This window comes from Nitratireductor sp. PBL-C9 (assembly GCF_050877045.1).
GTDB classification, from domain to species: domain Bacteria; phylum Pseudomonadota; class Alphaproteobacteria; order Rhizobiales; family Rhizobiaceae; genus Nitratireductor; species Nitratireductor aquimarinus.
Genome location: NZ_JBPAXW010000008.1, coordinates 212,828 through 228,437, shown reverse-complemented (window position 1 = coordinate 228,437; position 15,610 = coordinate 212,828). Strand labels below are relative to the sequence as shown.

Annotated in this window: 17 protein-coding genes; 7 read left to right on the top strand and 10 right to left on the bottom strand. The window is 63.4% G+C overall.

Annotation, left to right across the window (positions count from 1 at the left end; translation table 11 throughout):
- Positions 1 to 9: 9 nt before the first annotated feature.
- Complete coding sequence (locus tag ACRTG1_RS17785; protein ID WP_113154483.1) at positions 10 to 489, top strand: F0F1 ATP synthase subunit B; 480 nt, start codon at positions 10 to 12, stop codon at positions 487 to 489.
- A 164-nt stretch (positions 490 to 653) separates the two neighbouring features.
- Here ACRTG1_RS17785 and ACRTG1_RS17780 read toward each other — a convergent pair whose 3' ends face one another.
- Complete coding sequence (locus tag ACRTG1_RS17780) at positions 654 to 1,394, bottom strand: TetR/AcrR family transcriptional regulator (protein WP_113154484.1); 741 nt, start codon at positions 1,392 to 1,394, stop codon at positions 654 to 656.
- Positions 1,395 to 1,464: 70 nt separating this feature from the next.
- Here ACRTG1_RS17780 and ACRTG1_RS17775 point away from each other — a divergent pair, with 70 nt between their 5' ends.
- Positions 1,465 to 2,034, top strand: coding sequence for an NnrU family protein (locus tag ACRTG1_RS17775; protein ID WP_432516753.1), 570 nt, complete (start codon positions 1,465 to 1,467; stop codon positions 2,032 to 2,034).
- On the opposite strand, the gene ACRTG1_RS17770 is transcribed toward ACRTG1_RS17775, so the two are convergent.
- The 8 genes from ACRTG1_RS17770 to ACRTG1_RS17735 all read right to left on the bottom strand — a co-directional run bounded on the left by ACRTG1_RS17770 (position 1,960) and on the right by ACRTG1_RS17735 (position 8,052).
- Positions 1,960 to 2,703, bottom strand: a complete 744-nt coding sequence (locus ACRTG1_RS17770) for a ribonuclease HII (RefSeq protein ID WP_432516752.1) — start codon at positions 2,701 to 2,703, stop codon at positions 1,960 to 1,962. The two genes, ACRTG1_RS17775 and ACRTG1_RS17770, sit on opposite strands and share 75 nt — an antisense overlap.
- A 189-nt stretch (positions 2,704 to 2,892) precedes the next feature.
- Positions 2,893 to 4,047 carry a PA0069 family radical SAM protein gene (locus tag ACRTG1_RS17765; RefSeq protein ID WP_432516751.1) on the bottom strand — a complete coding sequence of 385 codons (1,155 nt, stop codon included), beginning with the start codon at positions 4,045 to 4,047 and terminating at the stop codon, positions 2,893 to 2,895.
- Positions 4,048 to 4,277: 230 nt separating this feature from the next.
- Positions 4,278 to 4,832, bottom strand: a complete 555-nt coding sequence (gene moaB / locus ACRTG1_RS17760) for a molybdenum cofactor biosynthesis protein B (protein ID WP_206554066.1) — start codon at positions 4,830 to 4,832, stop codon at positions 4,278 to 4,280.
- A complete protein-coding gene (locus tag ACRTG1_RS17755; RefSeq protein WP_222473838.1) occupies positions 4,810 to 5,709 on the bottom strand; it encodes a 4-(cytidine 5'-diphospho)-2-C-methyl-D-erythritol kinase in 900 nt (299 codons plus the stop codon). The genes moaB and ACRTG1_RS17755 overlap by 23 nt, the downstream gene beginning before the upstream one ends.
- 100 nt (positions 5,710 to 5,809) lie before the next feature.
- A complete protein-coding gene (locus ACRTG1_RS17750; RefSeq protein ID WP_113154490.1) occupies positions 5,810 to 5,995 on the bottom strand; it encodes an NfeD family protein in 186 nt (61 codons plus the stop codon).
- Positions 5,996 to 6,079: 84 nt separating this feature from the next.
- Positions 6,080 to 6,955 (bottom strand): S49 family peptidase, encoded by an 876-nt coding sequence (locus ACRTG1_RS17745; protein ID WP_432516750.1) that lies wholly within the window; start codon positions 6,953 to 6,955, stop codon positions 6,080 to 6,082.
- Positions 6,956 to 7,037: 82 nt separating this feature from the next.
- The gene (locus tag ACRTG1_RS17740) at positions 7,038 to 7,820 is read right to left on the bottom strand and encodes a tRNA1(Val) (adenine(37)-N6)-methyltransferase (RefSeq protein ID WP_299936788.1); all 783 of its coding nucleotides are present in this window, start codon (positions 7,818 to 7,820) and stop codon (positions 7,038 to 7,040) included.
- The gene (locus ACRTG1_RS17735; protein ID WP_113154493.1) at positions 7,813 to 8,052 is read right to left on the bottom strand and encodes a DUF2007 domain-containing protein; all 240 of its coding nucleotides are present in this window, start codon (positions 8,050 to 8,052) and stop codon (positions 7,813 to 7,815) included. Before ACRTG1_RS17735 ends, ACRTG1_RS17740 begins: the two co-directional genes overlap by 8 nt.
- 171 nt (positions 8,053 to 8,223) lie before the next feature.
- Here ACRTG1_RS17735 and ACRTG1_RS17730 point away from each other — a divergent pair, with 171 nt between their 5' ends.
- The 4 genes from ACRTG1_RS17730 to ACRTG1_RS17715 all read left to right on the top strand — a co-directional run bounded on the left by ACRTG1_RS17730 (position 8,224) and on the right by ACRTG1_RS17715 (position 12,934).
- Complete coding sequence (locus tag ACRTG1_RS17730; RefSeq protein WP_432516749.1) at positions 8,224 to 9,237, top strand: polyprenyl synthetase family protein; 1,014 nt, start codon at positions 8,224 to 8,226, stop codon at positions 9,235 to 9,237.
- A 127-nt stretch (positions 9,238 to 9,364) separates the two neighbouring features.
- Positions 9,365 to 11,422, top strand: a complete 2,058-nt coding sequence (locus tag ACRTG1_RS17725) for a tetratricopeptide repeat protein (RefSeq protein WP_432516748.1) — start codon at positions 9,365 to 9,367, stop codon at positions 11,420 to 11,422.
- A gap of 117 nt (positions 11,423 to 11,539) precedes the next feature.
- Positions 11,540 to 12,472 carry a glycine--tRNA ligase subunit alpha gene (locus ACRTG1_RS17720; protein WP_204360896.1) on the top strand — a complete coding sequence of 311 codons (933 nt, stop codon included), beginning with the start codon at positions 11,540 to 11,542 and terminating at the stop codon, positions 12,470 to 12,472.
- 78 nt (positions 12,473 to 12,550) lie between these two features.
- Positions 12,551 to 12,934: a VOC family protein gene (locus ACRTG1_RS17715; protein ID WP_206545828.1), complete on the top strand. Its 384-nt coding sequence runs from the start codon at positions 12,551 to 12,553 to the stop codon at positions 12,932 to 12,934.
- Positions 12,935 to 12,957: 23 nt separating this feature from the next.
- Here ACRTG1_RS17715 and ACRTG1_RS17710 read toward each other — a convergent pair whose 3' ends face one another.
- Positions 12,958 to 13,155, bottom strand: coding sequence for a hypothetical protein (locus ACRTG1_RS17710; RefSeq protein WP_206547231.1), 198 nt, complete (start codon positions 13,153 to 13,155; stop codon positions 12,958 to 12,960).
- Positions 13,156 to 13,296: 141 nt separating this feature from the next.
- Here ACRTG1_RS17710 and glyS point away from each other — a divergent pair, with 141 nt between their 5' ends.
- On the top strand, positions 13,297 to 15,603 hold the full coding sequence (glyS, locus tag ACRTG1_RS17705) for a glycine--tRNA ligase subunit beta (protein ID WP_432516747.1): 2,307 nt from the start codon (positions 13,297 to 13,299) through the stop codon (positions 15,601 to 15,603).
- Positions 15,604 to 15,610 lie beyond the last annotated feature (7 nt).

Here is a 15,610-nt window from a genome sequence, read left to right as displayed (position 1 = left end):
GAGAAGGCCATGGACGCGACATTCTGGGCGTTTATTGCCCTGATCATCTTCCTGGGCGTTCTTGCCTACTTCAAGGTGCCGGGGATGATCAACGGCGCGCTCGACGGACGCGCCGAGCGCATCCGCAACGAGCTGGACGAAGCGCGCAAGCTGCGTGAAGACGCGCAGCAGCTGCTCGCCGAATACCAGCGCAAGCGGCAGGAAGCCGAGCAGGAGGCGCAGGACATCGTCAGCGCCGCCAAGCACGAGGCCGAGCTGATCGTCAAGGAAGCCAAGCAGAAGACGGACGAGTATGTCGCCCGCCGGACCGCTCTGGCCGAACAGAAGATCGAGCAGGCTGAAGTGGATGCGGTCAACGAAGTGCGCGCAAGCGCCGTCGATCTGGCCGTGGAAGCAGCTCGCGCCGTTCTGGCCGACAAGGTGGACGCCAAGACCAGTGGCGATCTCTTCAAGGCTTCGCTTCAGGACGTTAAGGCGAAGCTGAACTGATCGGCTTTTCCAGACGAAATCTCAAAAACGCCGCCGGTTTCCGGCGGCGTTTTTGTTTGTGCGGAATTCTGAAGGGCGGTGGAGCGCTTTCCGGTCGGGCAGGTGCGGGAAGCGGATGCCTTCACAAGCCGTGCGCTCTCACCGGCTTACAGGCAGTAAATGCATCACGCGGGCGCGGGCTCATAGGGCACGTCCAGAAGCGTACAGAGCTCGCTCAGGCATTCCTCGAAGGCTGGCTCCATGTCCGTATAGGCGAAGGCCATCTGCCCGAACACTTCCATGCACAGATGCCCATAGAGGCGGATCCAGCATTTTAGAAAAACATGCGCCGCGTCGGGCGGCAGGATGTTCCCGTTCTTCTCGCTGAAGGCGATGAGTTGCTCCACCTGAACGGGGGGCATGTCGTCGAGGTTCGGAATGGGGAAACGCTGCGTCTCCCATATCTCGGCAACCTGTTCGAGAAACACCTCTCCAAATGCACCGCAGCTTGCCGCGTCATCGTAGAGGGGCGCGGCGGCATCGCCCTTCGTCTCCACCGGGCTTGCAAACAGCCAACCGAACTCGGCCGAATGATCAAGCGCCCAGCGCCGCAGGGCGCGGCATGTGGCCCCGAGACGGCGCGCAGGCGTGTCGGCATGTGGCAGTGATGCGGCCTGACGCATATGCGCCACCAGCTCGTTGAAGAACTCCCTGCGGAGCGCCTCGATGAGGGCCGCCTGGCTCGGGTGGTAGCGGTAGAGGGCAGGGCCGCTCATGCCCATGCGGCGGGCGATCGCGTTGATGGTGACGGCAGCGCTGCCCTGCTCGACCAGCAGGGCGCGGGCGATGTCGTGAATCTCGCGGAATGTGGCGGCGCGCTGCATCTCCTTGCGGGTCAGCGTGGGGATATCGTCGGCAGGTTTCATATTGTCCGTTACAGATAATAATTTTGGTTATAGTATCTAACTGAACTGAGATGCGCAAACGGAGATACGCATGACCGTGCTGGTGGCTGGACTGGTGCTTTTCCTCGCAGTGCATTCGCTGCGGATCGTTGCGCCGGAGATGCGCGCCCGGGTGATGGCGGAGCGGGGCAAAAACGCCTGGCTGTTGCCCTATACGGCAGTATCGCTCGCAGGCTTTGCGCTCATCGTCTGGGGGTATGGGCTGGCGCGCATGGACCCGGGTTTGGTTTATGCGCCGCCGCTTGCGCTGCGGCATGTGGCGCTGCTCGTGCTTCTGCCGGTCTTTCCGCTGCTGATTGCCGCCTTTGTGCCGAGCCGCATCAGGGCGGCAGTGGGGCATCCCATGCTGGTGGCGACCATCCTCTGGGCGCTGGCGCATCTGATGGCGAACGGCACGCTGGCCGATGTGATCCTGTTCGGCGGTTTTCTGGTGTGGGCGGTCATAGACTGGCGTTCGGCGCTTGCGCGTCCCGCCAGTTCGTCTGCGAAGGTTCCCGCCGGGTGGGCCGGGGATGCAGTGGCGGTTTTAGGCGGGCTCGCGATCTACGGAATTTTTGTCGCCGGGCTCCATGAGTGGCTGATAGGCGTCTCGCCTCTCTAAGGACGGTGAGGGCGCGTTTAGATCGCGCAGCGGCGCAAAGGTCATGCGGTGCAGGCGAAGCACTGCACCGTGCTCGGTGATCGCCGTGCGGTGCCGTTTGGTGCCATAACCCATATGGGCCTCGAAACCATATGGCGGGGCGATTTCGCTTGCCCGGCCCATCATGCGGTCGCGTGTGACCTTGGCGATGATGGAGGCTGCGGCGATGGACTGGCTGCGCTGATCGCCCTTGACGACGGCGCGTGCCGGGCAGCAGAGGCCAGGCGGTACATCGCGCCCGTCTGCAAGGGCAAAGAGCGGCGTTACGCAGAGACCGGCAGTCGCACGGCGCATGGCCTCAAGGCTCGCGCGCAGAATGTTGGTTTCGTCGATGCTGGTCGCGCAAAGAGAGGCGACGGACACGCTGACCGCCATGTCCAGAATGTTCTCATAGAGACGGTCGCGCGCCTCGGCGGAGAGACGCTTGGAATCGTCCAGCCCTTCGGGCAGCCGGTTGCCATCCAGAATGACGGCGGCGGCCACCACGGGACCGGCAAGCGGGCCGCGGCCGGCCTCATCCAGACCGGCGACAGGCGCCATGCCTTCGCGCATGAGTGCCGCTTCCATCTGGAAATCGGGACGAACGGGGAGGTCGAAGAGAGTGGGAGAATCGGAACGCGTACGAGCCATGGTGCGGCGATGCTCGCATCGGTTCCGATTCTCCGCAAGGTCTTCCCGGCGCAAGGGGCGGAAAAGCCGGGAAGCTTCCGTCGGCCCACGGGGATGCAAAGCCTGACGGGATCTCTGCGCCGCGCCGGAGCGCGGCGGTGTTCATGTGGGGAGGCGGGTCCGGTGGCGCTGCAATGGACGCAAGGGAACCTAGAGAAGCATGAGCTGCTCGCCTCCCGGTGTGGGCGGGGTGAAGAGGTCGCTCCTCAGCCGGCGCTTCTCCTGATTGAGGCCAAGCCGTTTGGCGGCGATCTCGAACCGGCGACCGATCTGCCAGGCATAGGGGCCGGCACCTTTCATCCGCTTGCCCCACTGGGCGTCGTAATCCTTTCCGCCACGCATGGAGCGGATCAGCGAAACGACATGGCGATAACGATCAGGCGCATGGCGCAGCAGCCATTCCTTGAAGATGGGGCTCACCTCCAGCGGCAGGCGCAGGATGATGTAACCCGCCTCACGCGCGCCGGCGGTCGCTGCCGATTCCAGAATGCGCTCGATCTCGCAATCGGTGAGGCCGGGAATGACGGGGCCCATCATCACGGAGGTGGGGATGCCTGCCTCCGTCAGCGCGCGCACCGTTTCCAGCCGGCGCGACGGGGTGGCGGCGCGCGGCTCCATGGTGCGCGCCAGCTTGCGGTCGAGCGTGGTGACGGAGAGTGCGACCTTGGCCAGCCCCTGCCCGGCCATGCGGGAGAGGATGTCCATGTCGCGCATGACGAGCGCAGACTTGGTGACGATGCCGACCGGATGTTTGTGCGCCTCCAGCACTTCGAGAATCTCGCGCATGATGCGGTATTTCTTCTCGATGGGCTGGTAGGGGTCGGTGTTGGTGCCGATGGCGATGGTGCGCGGCTCATAGCCGGGCTTTGCAATCTCACGCTCCAGAAGGCGGGCGGCATCCGGCTTGGCAAACAGTTTTGCCTCGAAGTCGAGCCCGGCCGAAAGCCCCATATAGGCGTGGGTGGGACGTGCGAAGCAGTAGACGCAGCCATGCTCGCAGCCGCGATACGGATTGATGGACCGGTCGAAGGAAATGTCCGGCGAGCTGTTGCGTGTGATGATGGTGCGCGGCTTTTCCACCTGCACTTCGGTCTTGAAGGGCGGCAGTTCCTCAATGGAACCCCAGCCATCATCGAAGACATGCCGCGACACCGGCTCGTAACGTCCCGACGGGTTGATGCCTGCGGCACGACCGCGCCGGCGTTCGACATCGATGCGGATGCCGGACCGGTCGATCACCGTGTTGGCCACCGCGGCGCCACCGCCATTGAAGGCGGCCGTATCTGCTCTGGTCATCTGTTCCATGGGTCACTCCATGCCTGGGCGATGTGGCCGGCTTTCTGGAACGCGGGAACTGGCGGAAAGCGGAATCAGCATCGCTGCCGATGAATCTATTCCTATCGAACAAATGAGAACAAAGCAAGAACTTTAATCGGGGAACGGCACAGCCGTGTTTATCCACAGGCGTCAGGAACCAGCATCCATGTGGATGCCAGCCTGGCTTGAAACAGGTTTTTGAAGAAGTGGGGTGCCGCTCAGGCGGACTTGCCGCCGCCGCGCTTCAGATGTTCGGCAAGTCGCGGCATGATTTCCACGAAATTGCAGGGCATGTGGCGGTAGTCGAACTGGTCCCTGAGGATGCCGTCCCAGGCATCGCGGCAGGCGCCCGTGGAGCCGGGCAGGGCGAAAACGAAGGTCTGGTCGATCAGGCCTGCGGTTGCGCGCGACTGGATGGTGGAGGTGCCGATTTTCTCGAAGGAGATGCGGTGGAAGACATGCGAAAAGCCATCCATGCGCTTGTCGAACAGCGGTTCGAGCGCTTCGGGCGTTACGTCGCGGCCAGTGAAGCCGGTGCCGCCGGTGGTGATGACGGCATCAATGCCGGCATCGGCGCACCAGAGTTTGACGGCCATGCGGATGGCCTCGACATCGTCGGCAACGATCCTGCGGTCGGTGAGCGTGTGGCCCGCCTCCTCGATGCGTTCGGCAAGCGTCTGGCCGGAGCGGTCATCTTCGAGCCCGCGCGTGTCCGAGACGGTGAGCACGGCGAAGCGCACGGGGATGAATTCACGGGTGGGCGTGGTCGGCATCTGGCTGCTCCGCTGCAAGGGTTTCGGTTTCAAGGACGAACCATTCGGGATGTTCGCAGGCAAGGGCGCGCCGGGCGCGCGCTGCCGCATCCGCTGATGAGAAAATTCCGAAACAGGTGGCGCCAGAGCCCGACATGCGCGCGGTCAGCGCGCCGGCCCGCCTGAGAGCGCCAAGACCATCTTCGATCTGGGGCACGAGGCGGCGCGCCGGCATTTCCAGATCGTTGCGCGCGCCATCCAGCCAGCGGACGGCCGTTGCGGCGTCGGGCAGGTCCTCAAGGGCGGGAAGGGGAGCGTTGTCGCGCCGCTCAAGCGCTGAAAAGACTTCAGGCGTTGAGAGCGGAATGTTGGGGTTTACCAGAACGAGCGGCAGGGCGGGGAAGGCGGGGAGCGTTTCCAGAGCCTCACCGATGCCGCGCGCGATGAGGGGTTTGGCGGCAAGGCACATGGGCACGTCGGCCCCAAGCCGGAGGCCAAGGCGGATGAGATCGGTCTCGTTTATGGCGAGGTCCCAGTGGCGGGCGAGCAGACGCAGGGCTGCGGCCGCATCGGCGGAGCCGCCGCCAACGCCCGATGCAACGGGCAGGTTCTTTTCCAGATGGAGCCGCACCGGCGCGCGCGCATCGCCGCCGAAGGTCTCGCGCAGGAGATCGCGGGCGCGGGTGACGAGATTGCCGGACCCGATGGGCACATGGGCGGCGTAATGGCCCGATACGAAGAAATCGTCTTCCGCGCCGTCTTCCACTTCCAGAAGATCACCATCGCCGGTGAAGGCCACCAGCGTATCGAGCAGATGAAACCCGTCCGCGCGTCTTCCGACGACATGCAGTGCCAGATTCACCTTGGCGGGCGCGATCATGCTGCCGTGTGGGGACATGTGAGGGGCCGGGTCCTGACCTTGAAGATGGAGGGAGCACCGGACCGAAAACGTGGAAACCGGTTTTCAGTTATCCCGATGCTCTATCTGCATGAATTCTCTAGTCTTTGGGAACGCGATATTCGCCCGTCTTGGGATCGTACACCAGTGTTCCCATGCTGCCATTGGCCGCTTCCTTGCGGGCGCGGCGGGCTTTTGCGGTCACGCGTTCGGCCTCGCGGACGAATTTGCGATAGCCCACATAGGCCACAACGCCGACTGCGGCGAAGAAGATCAGTTGGGGCATTGTCGATCCTCCGGTTTCATGCCACCGAGTTTAGCGCATCCATTCGGACGCACAAAGGACGCTTTGATCCGGCGCGGCGCCGGGTCAAAGCCCGTAGCGACGCCACAGCGCCTGTTCCTCTGCTGCTTCCAGAAGACCGGAGGCTGCGTTGCCGGCAAAGGCCGCCCCGAGATCGGGCAGGCCGCCGGCGCTGCCGGCAATGCCAATCTTGCGGCCGAACAGGCCACGCGGCTGGGTGATGAGGGCGAGCTTGGTCTTTTCGCCATAGCGTTCCTTGAGCACCGAGCGCATGTCGCCGATGCCGTCCACAAGCCCCAGTTTCAGGGCGCTTTCGCCGGTCCAGAATGCGCCGGTGAAGAGATCGCCATCCTCGGCGAGCTTTGCGCCACGGCGTTCTTTCACCAGATTGATGAACGTGTCGTGGATTTCGAGCTGGAGCGATTTGAGGCGCTCCACGTCTTCCTTCTTCTCCGGCTGGAAGGGATCGAGGATCGCCTTGTTCTGGCCGGCCGTGTGCACGCGCCGCTCGACGCCGATCTTCTTGAGCATCTCCGGGAAGCCGAAACCGGCGGAGACGACGCCAATGGAGCCGACGATGGAGGAGGGATCGACGATGATCTCGTCGCCGGCAATGGCGATCATGTAGCCGCCGGAGGCCGCCACATCTTCAACAAAGACGAAGACCTTCTTGTCCTTCTCCGTCGCGAGATCGCGGATGCGGCGAAAGATCAGGCGGGACTGCACGGGCGAGCCGCCCGGCGAATTCAGCGAAATGGCGACGGCCGGCGCATCCGGCATGGAAAAGGCGCGCTCGATCACTGCGGCCGTGGTCGCCAGAGAAAGGTTCTGGCGAAAGGCGCTGCTCGACGGCATGATTGCGCCGGAAAGCCGGATCACGGGAATGGTGACCGTATTGCCGCGCAGGCTTTTGGGAAGAAGACGGCTGAAGAAGCGTCGCAAGGGCTCTGTTGCTCCAGATGACAGGGATTACAGCTCAAAAGCATGTAGGCATTTGCGCGGGCCGTGCAATGGCGAAGCGCGCTCAATCACCAAAAAGCGCCGCCTGGCCATTGGTCAGCGCCTCGGCGCGTTCTGTTACCTGGTCGTCGCGGTCGCGCAGGACAAGCGGCGGCTCCAGCGTGAGGCCGGCGCGGTTTCCCTTCCGGGCGCGAATCAGAATGCGGATCGCGGGGCTTTCGGCCCGTCCATGCACCGGCACGATGCGCGCGCCGCCGAAACGGCCCTCCAGCGCGGCAAGAATTGCGGCCAGCGAGGCAGGGCGCGCGATCAGCGCCAGAAGCCCGCCGGGCGCGGTGATGGCGGCGGCGGTGCGCAGCCATGTCTCGAACAGATCGTCGGCCATCACATGCGCCGCCCGCTTCAGCGCATCGGGCGTGGCGCGGTCGCTGGCGCTGTTGAAAGGCGGGTTCATGACGACGCCGGAAAACGCATTGCGGCCAAGACCTGCGGCTTCACGGGCCGTTCCAGTCAGCGTCACGTCGGCTTCGAGCACGGAGATACGGGTGGCAAGGGCGCTGTTTTGCGCAAGAGCGATGCTGCGGCGGGCGAAATCAGCCATTTCAGGCGCGTTTTCGACAAGGGTGATGCGCGTCTGCGGGCAGCGGGCGGCCACGGCAAAGCCGGCAGCGCCTGCGCCCGCGCCCAGATCTGCGACCGCACCGCTGAAACTGCCCGGAAGCGCGGACGCCACCAGCATCGCGTCCACGCCGGCGCGATGGCCGCGCCGCACGGGCTGGACCAGACGGAAAGCGTCCCGATGGAAAGAATCGACGCTGCAGGCCGCGTCGGGAACCGTGTCAGTCATTGTCTCTGTCGCTGCTGCGCATCTCGTGTTCTATGCCCGCATCCTCAAGCAGCTGATGGGCCGCCTGACGGTCTTCCTCGTCTATCAGGATGCGCTTTGGCAAGATGCCGAGCGACCCTTCCAGAATGCTCATGTTCTGGTCGGCGACGAAACAGGCAATGCCCGCATCGCGCAGCAGGCTCTGGACGAAGGAAATGACGACGGGATCGTTGGTGCGGACAAGCTCGAACATGGTGCGACGTTGACAGTTTGCGCCACGGCTGTAAACGACTTCGTGAATAACCGGGGTTACCCCGCGCGCATTCGCCGCTTGCTCCCGTGGGGCAGGGGGAACTAGATTGCGTTGAACGTTTATGAGTTCCGGCTAAGAAGTTCCGGCCCTGCCGCAATTGGAGGACCATCTGTGGGTGTAGTATTGAATCTTGACGGCAAGCGCGGCGCCGCCTCCGTCGCCAGCCTCATGGAGCTGACCGCCGACGAGATGGCGCGTGTAAACGAGCTGATTCTCTCCAAAGCGGGCTCGGATGTGGAACTCATCCCCGAACTTGCAAAGCACCTGATCGATTCCGGTGGCAAGCGCCTGCGTCCGATGGTGACGCTCGCCGCAGCCCAGATGTTCGGCTATTCGGGCGAGGGACATGTGAAGCTCGCCACCAGCGTCGAGTTCATGCACACGGCAACGCTTTTGCACGACGATGTGGTGGATGAAAGCGACCTGCGCCGTGGCCGCAAGACCGCGCGCATGATCTGGGGCAACCAGGCAAGCGTTCTGGTGGGCGACTTCCTGCTCGGTCAGGCGTTCCGCATGATGGTTGAAGTCGGCTCGCTTGAGGCACTCGACATCCTGTCGACCGCCGCTTCAGTGATTGCCGAGGGCGAAGTGCTGCAGCTCAGCGTCGCCAAGAACCTGGATACGACCGAGGACGACTATCTCGCGGTCATCAAGGCGAAGACGGCTGCCCTGTTCTCGGCAGCGGCGGAAGTCGGCCCCGTGGTCGCAGGCGCGACCCGCAACGACCGCGCCGCATTACGCTCTTACGGCACCAATCTCGGCCTTGCCTTCCAGCTGGTCGACGATGCGCTGGATTATGGCGGCAAGAGTTCGGACCTCGGCAAGAATGTCGGCGACGACTTCCGCGAGGGCAAGGTGACCCTGCCGGTGATCCTGAGCTATCGCCGTGGCAGCCCCGAAGAGCGCGCCTTCTGGAAGAGCGCCATCGAGGACAACCAGTGCGATGATGCGGCGCTGGAAAAGGCAATGACCCTGATGCAGAAACACGGTGCGATCGGCGACACGATCGGCCGGGCGCGCCATTTTGGCGAAATCGCCCGCGATGCGCTCGCGCCGCTGGAGAATACACCGCAGAAAGACGCGCTCCTTGATGTGATCGACTTCTGCATCAGCCGGGTGACCTAAAGTAATTCTTGACGTTGAAGCGCTTCCGCAAAAAGGCCATGCTTGTCTGCAAGACGGGAAGGGATTCCCAGCGTCTTCGCTTTGGCGGAGGAACAAGAGACGAGGGCAGCATGCAGCGGGACGGTAAATGAGAAAGCGCATCAACTCGAGACTGTTGGCAACGGTTGGTCTGGCGGGATTTCTCGCTCTTGCGCCCCAGGCGGGGTCTGCCAAGGAAGGCGGGGTGGACGATAACGATCTGATCTCGATCTCCTCCTTCTCCGGCGCGTTCCTTGCCGCCAGGGCGGCGGAAGCCGACAACGATCTCGACAGCGCCATCGATTATTACGAGCGCGCGCTTTCCTTTGAACCCGACAATCAGGTGATCCAGCAGAGCCTGCTTCTCTCGCTGGTTTCGGAAGGCCGCTTCGAGGCGGCGCTTCCGCATATGCGTTCGCTCAAATCCGTGCCCGAGATCGAGCGCTTTTCGCGCCTCGGCCTTGCGGTGGATGCACTGCGCAATGAAAAATACGAAGAGGCCGGAGACTGGCTGAAGCTGGTTCTGGAATCGGATCTCGATCGGCTGATCACCTCCATCATGTCTTCATGGAGCAAGGTGGGCGAAGGCAATTCCGACGAGGCGCTGAAGGCGCTGGACGAGCTGGAAGGGCCGGAGTGGTATCGTCTGTTCAGCACCTATCATGATGCGCTGATCAAGATGCAGAGCGGCATGAACGAGGAGGCGGAGAAGGCCTTCGACGCTTTGCTGAGCGACGTGGCGTCGGCATCCGCCGGTCCGGACACCTATATGCGCGCGGCTGAAACCTATGCCGCATGGCTCGCCTCGCGTGGCGAGAAGGAAAAGGCGCTCGCCGCGCTCGACAAGGGCGAGACCTATATTACGGGCCGCGCTGCGACGACCATTCTGCGTGAAAACATCGAGGCCGGCGAAGAGGTTGTCGTGCCGGTGGCCGATGCGCGCGCGGGTGCTGCCGAAATTCTCCTCAACATCGCGACCGCGCTCAATCGCGGCGGCGGCGAGCCCTTCGTAAAGCTCTATCTGAACTATGCGCTGGTGCTCACGCCCGACAATGACGACATTCTGATCCAGCTTGCTTCGCTCGCCGAGCAGCAGAGCGAGCCGGAAAAGGCCATCGCCTTCTATGAGCGGATCGGCGACGGGTCGCCCTGGCGGCGTCTTGCGGAACTGCAGACCGGTCTGAACCTGGCTGATCTCGACCGCCATGAAGAGGCGGAGACCTTCCTCAACACGGCAATCGAGCAGGACCCCGACGACATTCGCGCCTATCTGGCGCTGGGCCGCGTCTATGCGGTGCAGAAGGATTATGCATCGGCGGCGAAGGTCTATGACCGCGCGGTCGCGCGTGTCGAAGAGCCGGAACGCGAGGACTGGAGCCTCTTCTACCAGCGCGGCATCGCCTATGAGCGGTTGAAAGAGTGGGAGAAGGCGGAGCCGAATTTCTTCAAGGCGCTGGAGCTTTATCCCGACCAGCCGCAGGTTCTGAACTATCTGGGCTATTCCTGGGTCGACATGAACATGAAGCTGGAAGAGGGGATGAAGCTCATCGAGCGCGCGGTCGAGCTGCGCCCCAATGATGGCTACATCGTCGATTCGCTTGGCTGGGCGCATTACCGGCTTGGCCGTTATGAAGAAGCGGCAAGTGAGCTGGAACGCGCGGTGGCGCTGCGGCCGGAAGATCCGGTGCTCAACGACCATCTGGGTGACGCCTACTGGCGCACGGGCCGCAAGCTCGAAGCCACCTATCAGTGGGCGCATGCGCGCGATCTCGATCCCGAGCCGGACCTGCTGACCGAGGTGGAGAAGAAGCTCAAGGAAGGGCTGCCGGAAGAAGACGGGAAGCGCCTTGCCGAGGTTTCACCGGCGGACGCGGTGAAAACCGACGAGAGCGCCACAGCCGAGGCTGCGCCCAATACGGCCCCTGCGCCTGAAACGGTGGAACCGGAAGCAGAGCCCGAGAGCGAGGAGAAGGCTCCCGAAACGCCGCAGAAGGCTGCGACAGGTGGTGCGATGTACACCATCAAGCCCGGTGAGACGCTCTGGTCCATCGCTGTCGACCAGCTTGGCGATGGCGAGCGGTTCCGTGACATTCTGGCGGTCAATCCGGCGCTCAAGAGCAATCCCGATCTGCTCAGGGCAGGGCAGGAAATCCGGCTCCCGGACTGAGTTCGTGTCTTCCGCGCCTTGACGCTTGCCGGGGCGCGGAATAGGACGAGCCGGCATCCACCCCGGAGAAGCCCGGAATCCACCCGGAGAAGCATTGTGAACGCCCCCAGCACCGACCTGCCCAACACGCACCCCACGCGCTCGTTTCAGGGCCTCATTCTGACCCTGCACAATTACTGGGCCTCGCATGGCTGCGTCATCCTGCAGCCCTACGACATGGAAGTGGGCGCGGGCACGTTTCACCCGGCCACGACGCTGCGCTCGCTCGGTCCGAAGCCGTGGAACGCGGCCTATGTGCAGCCTTCGCGCCGCCCGGCGGATGGCCGCTATGGCGAAAACCCGAACCGGCTGCAGCACTATTATCAGTATCAGGTCATCCTGAAGCCGAACCCGTCCAACCTGCAGGAGCTCTATCTCGGCTCGCTGGAGGCCATCGGCCTCGACATGGCGACGCATGATGTGCGCTTCGTGGAAGACGACTGGGAAAGCCCGACGCTTGGCGCATGGGGCCTTGGCTGGGAGTGCTGGTGCGACGGCATGGAAGTGTCGCAGTTCACCTATTTTCAGCAGGTCTGCGGCATTGAATGCGCGCCTGTTGCCGGCGAGCTGACCTATGGTCTGGAGCGGCTGGCCATGTATGTGCAGGGCGTGGACAATGTCTACGACCTCAATTTCAACGGCCTGGAAGGCGACGCCAAGGTGACCTATGGCGACGTGTTCCTGCAGGCCGAGCAGGAATATTCGCGCTTCAACTTCGAATATGCCGACACGGACATTCTGTTCCAGCACTTCAAGGACGCGGAGGCCGAGTGCCGTGCGATCCTGGAGGCGGGTGCGCCGGCGGAAGCGGGCAATCTGCACAAATGCGTGTTCCCGGCCTATGATCAGTGCATCAAGGCGAGCCATGTTTTCAACCTGCTCGATGCGCGCGGCGTGATCTCTGTGACGGAGCGCCAGAGCTACATTCTGCGCGTGCGCGAGCTGGCCAAGGCCTGCGGTGAGGCCTTCCTGCTCACCGATGCCGGCGGCGCGGAGAAGGCAGCGGCCTGATCAATCTCCTTTGGCGAATGATGAAGCGGGGCGTATCATGGATGCGCCCCTTTTTCATTTGGGCCAACGGAGGAGATCATGACGCAGCATGGCCATTTCCACTGGAACGAACTGATGACCCGCGACGCGGAGAAGATGAAAAGCTTCTACGCGGATGCGGTGGGCTGGACCTTTGACGACATGGACATGGGCAACGGGCAGACCTACTGGATCGCCATGGTTGGCGAAACGCCGGTGGGTGGCATGTTCACCATGGCCGGTCCGGATTTCGACGGCGTTCCGGAATACTGGATGTCCTATCTCTCGGTGGATGACGTGGATGCCGCCCTTGAGAAAGCGAAGGCAGGCGGCGCATCGGTGATGCGCGAGCCCTTCGATGTGCCGGGTGTTGGCCGCATTGCCATTCTGCGCCAGCCGGGTGGCGCGGTGATTGGCTGGATGACGCCTGTCGACATGAGCTGAGCACCGGTCCGGACAAAAGACCGTCAGGCGCGGTCGATCAGGCCTGCAAGATGCGCGGCATCGGCCGGAGCGGCCATGGCGCAGAGCTCCGTTTGCTGTGTCGAAAGGGTCTGCAGGGCGCGGCGTATGCCGGAGGGGCGTTCGCTGCTGCCGGGCACGGCCTGAATGGTCAGGCAGGCGCTGAGCGCGATTGAATGCAGGAGCGTTGAGGCGGTTGTCATTGTCTTCGTCCGGGGTGTGAACTGATGCAGGTCAGTCGCGCTGCGGCACGAAAAGGTTCATTCCCGGGTCGTGGCGGGTGACATTGGCGGGCGGAGTTGCTATTGCCGCACCCAATACAGTCCGCTTTTCAGAGATCCCAAATGCCCGATCTTCTTCTCGAACTCCGCTCCGAGGAAATTCCCGCCCGCATGCAGCGCAAGGCTGCCGGCGATCTGAAGAAGCTGGTGACAGACGGTCTCGTGGATGCCGGTCTCACCTATGAGGCGGCGACCGAATACTGGACGCCGCGCCGGCTGACGCTCGACATTCGCGGCGTGACCGCCCGCTCGAAGGATGTGCGCGAGGAGCGCAAGGGCCCGCGCACGGATGCGCCGGAAAAGGCGATCCAGGGCTTTCTGCGTGGCGCAGGGCTTTCCTCCATCGATGAGGCCGAGGTTCAGACCGACCCCAAGAAGGGCGATTTCTACGTTGCGGTGATCCAGAAGAAGGGCCGCGCGGCCGAAGAGATCGTCGCCGACATCATGCCGGGCATCATCCGCAATTTCCCATGGCCGAAATCCATGCGCTGGGGTGCGGCTTCTGCAAAGCCCGGCAGCCTGCGCTGGGTGCGGCCGCTTCAGTCCATCCTGTGCACCTTCGGTCCGGAGACCGAGGAGCCGGTGGTGGTCGATTTCGAGATCGACGGCATTCGCGCCGGCAATGTGACCCATGGCCACCGCTTCCATGCGCCGGACGCCATCACGGTGCGTCGTTTCGAGGATTACGCGGAGAAGCTGGAAGCGGCGAAGGTCGTGCTCGATCCCGACCGCCGCAAGCGCATCATTCTCGATGACGCGCGCAATCTCGCTTTCGCCAACCGGCTTGAGCTGGTGGAAGACGAGGGGCTTCTGGAAGAGGTTTCGGGCCTCGTGGAATGGCCCGTGGTGCTGCTGGGCGAATTCGAGGAAGACTATCTGACGATCCCGCCGGAGGTTATCCGGCTGACCATCCGCGCCAACCAGAAGTGCTTTGTCTGCCGCCCGCAGGGCGAGACGGACACGCTTTCCAACCGCTTCGTCATCACCTCGAACATCGAGGCGAAGGACGGCGGCAGGGAAATCGCCTATGGCAATGGCAAGGTGGTGCGGGCGCGACTTTCCGATGCACTCTATTTCTGGAAGACCGACCAGGCGGACCTGCCGGATCTCGGCAAGCTTGAGGCCTCGGCCAAGAAGTTCGGGCTTGATCTGGCAAAGCCGCTCGACCAGCGCATGGCGCGGCTCGACCATCTGGGCGTGACTTTCCATGCCAAGCTCGGCACGCAGGGCGAGCGCGTGGCGCGCATTGCGGCGCTGGCGGAGGGAATTGCGCCGCTGGTGGGGGCCGATCCGGCAGAGGCCGTGCGCGCGGCGCATCTGGCCAAGGCCGATCTCCAGACCGAAGTTGTGGGCGAGTTCCCGGAGCTGCAGGGCTTCATGGGCCGCAAATATGCGGGCCTTCAGGGCGAGAGCGATGCGGTGGCGGCGGCCATTGAGGATCATTACAAGCCGCAGGGACCCAACGACGCCGTGCCGACCGATCCGGTCTCCGTCGCGGTGGCGCTGGCCGACAAGCTGGACGTGCTCACGGGCTTCTGGACCATCGACGAAAAGCCGACGGGCTCAAAAGATCCCTATGCGCTGCGCCGTGCGGCGCTGGGCGTGATCCGCATCATCATCGAGAACAAGGTCGATCTGTCGCTCATCGAGGCTGCGAACCCGGTCTGGCTGGAGCATTTCCGCACGCTTTACGGCCACGCGGCCAGCCAGTTCCTGGCGAAGGTCATGGAGATTGGCGGTCAGTTGAGCCCGGATTCGCTGAAGGTGATCCTGCAGCAGATCGCGGAAGACGAGCGGGCGAATGTGGAGCGCAACGCCGCGACATGGGCGGCGGGGCTGAACGACCGCGCCGACGATCTGCTCTCCTTCTTCCATGACCGTTTGAAGGTTTATCTGCGCGATCAGGGCGCGCGCTACGATCTGATCGACGCGGTGATCTCGGAAGACAGCGACGATCTGCTTCTGATCGTGCGCCGCGTGGAAGCACTGTCGGAATTCCTCGCCACCACCGATGGCGAAAACCTTCTGGCCGGTGCAAAGCGCGCGGCAAACATCGTCGCTGATGCGGAGAAGAAGGGCACGACCATCGCCGATACGGTGGATGCGGGCCTTTTTGCAACGGATGAGGAGCGGGCGCTGTTCGACAGTCTTGAAGAGCAGGAGCGCTTCGCCGGCGAAGCCATCGCGGAGAATGACTATGTGAAGGCGCTGTCCTTCCTTTCGGCGCTGCGCCAGCCGGTCGACGCCTTCCTTGACGGGGTGATGGTCAATGCGGATGACGAGGCCGTGCGGGCAAACCGCCTGGCGCTGCTCGCCCGCATTCGCAGCGCGACGGCCCAGGTGGCCGACTTCTCCCGGATCACCGGGTAAGAGGATC

What these genes read in the sequence shown, in the direction of transcription:
- ACRTG1_RS17770 (WP_432516752.1), bottom strand. Translation starts at nt 2,703, where the DNA reads ATGGCTCGTACGCGTTCCGATTCTCCCACTCTCTTCGACCTCCCCGTT.
- ACRTG1_RS17735 (WP_113154493.1), bottom strand. Translation starts at nt 8,052, where the DNA reads ATGTTCGAGCTTGTCCGCACCAACGATCCCGTCGTCATTTCCTTCGTC.
- ACRTG1_RS17750 (WP_113154490.1), bottom strand. Translation starts at nt 5,995, where the DNA reads ATGCCCCAACTGATCTTCTTCGCCGCAGTCGGCGTTGTGGCCTATGTG.
- ACRTG1_RS17780 (WP_113154484.1), bottom strand. Translation starts at nt 1,394, where the DNA reads ATGAAACCTGCCGACGATATCCCCACGCTGACCCGCAAGGAGATGCAG.
- ACRTG1_RS17755 (WP_222473838.1), bottom strand. Translation starts at nt 5,709, where the DNA reads ATGTCCCCACACGGCAGCATGATCGCGCCCGCCAAGGTGAATCTGGCA.
- ACRTG1_RS17785 (WP_113154483.1), top strand. Translation starts at nt 10, where the DNA reads ATGGACGCGACATTCTGGGCGTTTATTGCCCTGATCATCTTCCTGGGC.
- ACRTG1_RS17710 (WP_206547231.1), bottom strand. Translation starts at nt 13,155, where the DNA reads ATGACAACCGCCTCAACGCTCCTGCATTCAATCGCGCTCAGCGCCTGC.
- ACRTG1_RS17775 (WP_432516753.1), top strand. Translation starts at nt 1,465, where the DNA reads ATGACCGTGCTGGTGGCTGGACTGGTGCTTTTCCTCGCAGTGCATTCG.
- ACRTG1_RS17725 (WP_432516748.1), top strand. Translation starts at nt 9,365, where the DNA reads ATGAGAAAGCGCATCAACTCGAGACTGTTGGCAACGGTTGGTCTGGCG.
- ACRTG1_RS17740 (WP_299936788.1), bottom strand. Translation starts at nt 7,820, where the DNA reads ATGACTGACACGGTTCCCGACGCGGCCTGCAGCGTCGATTCTTTCCAT.
- moaB (WP_206554066.1), bottom strand. Translation starts at nt 4,832, where the DNA reads ATGCCGACCACGCCCACCCGTGAATTCATCCCCGTGCGCTTCGCCGTG.
- ACRTG1_RS17765 (WP_432516751.1), bottom strand. Translation starts at nt 4,047, where the DNA reads ATGGAACAGATGACCAGAGCAGATACGGCCGCCTTCAATGGCGGTGGC.
- ACRTG1_RS17715 (WP_206545828.1), top strand. Translation starts at nt 12,551, where the DNA reads ATGACGCAGCATGGCCATTTCCACTGGAACGAACTGATGACCCGCGAC.
- glyS (WP_432516747.1), top strand. Translation starts at nt 13,297, where the DNA reads ATGCCCGATCTTCTTCTCGAACTCCGCTCCGAGGAAATTCCCGCCCGC.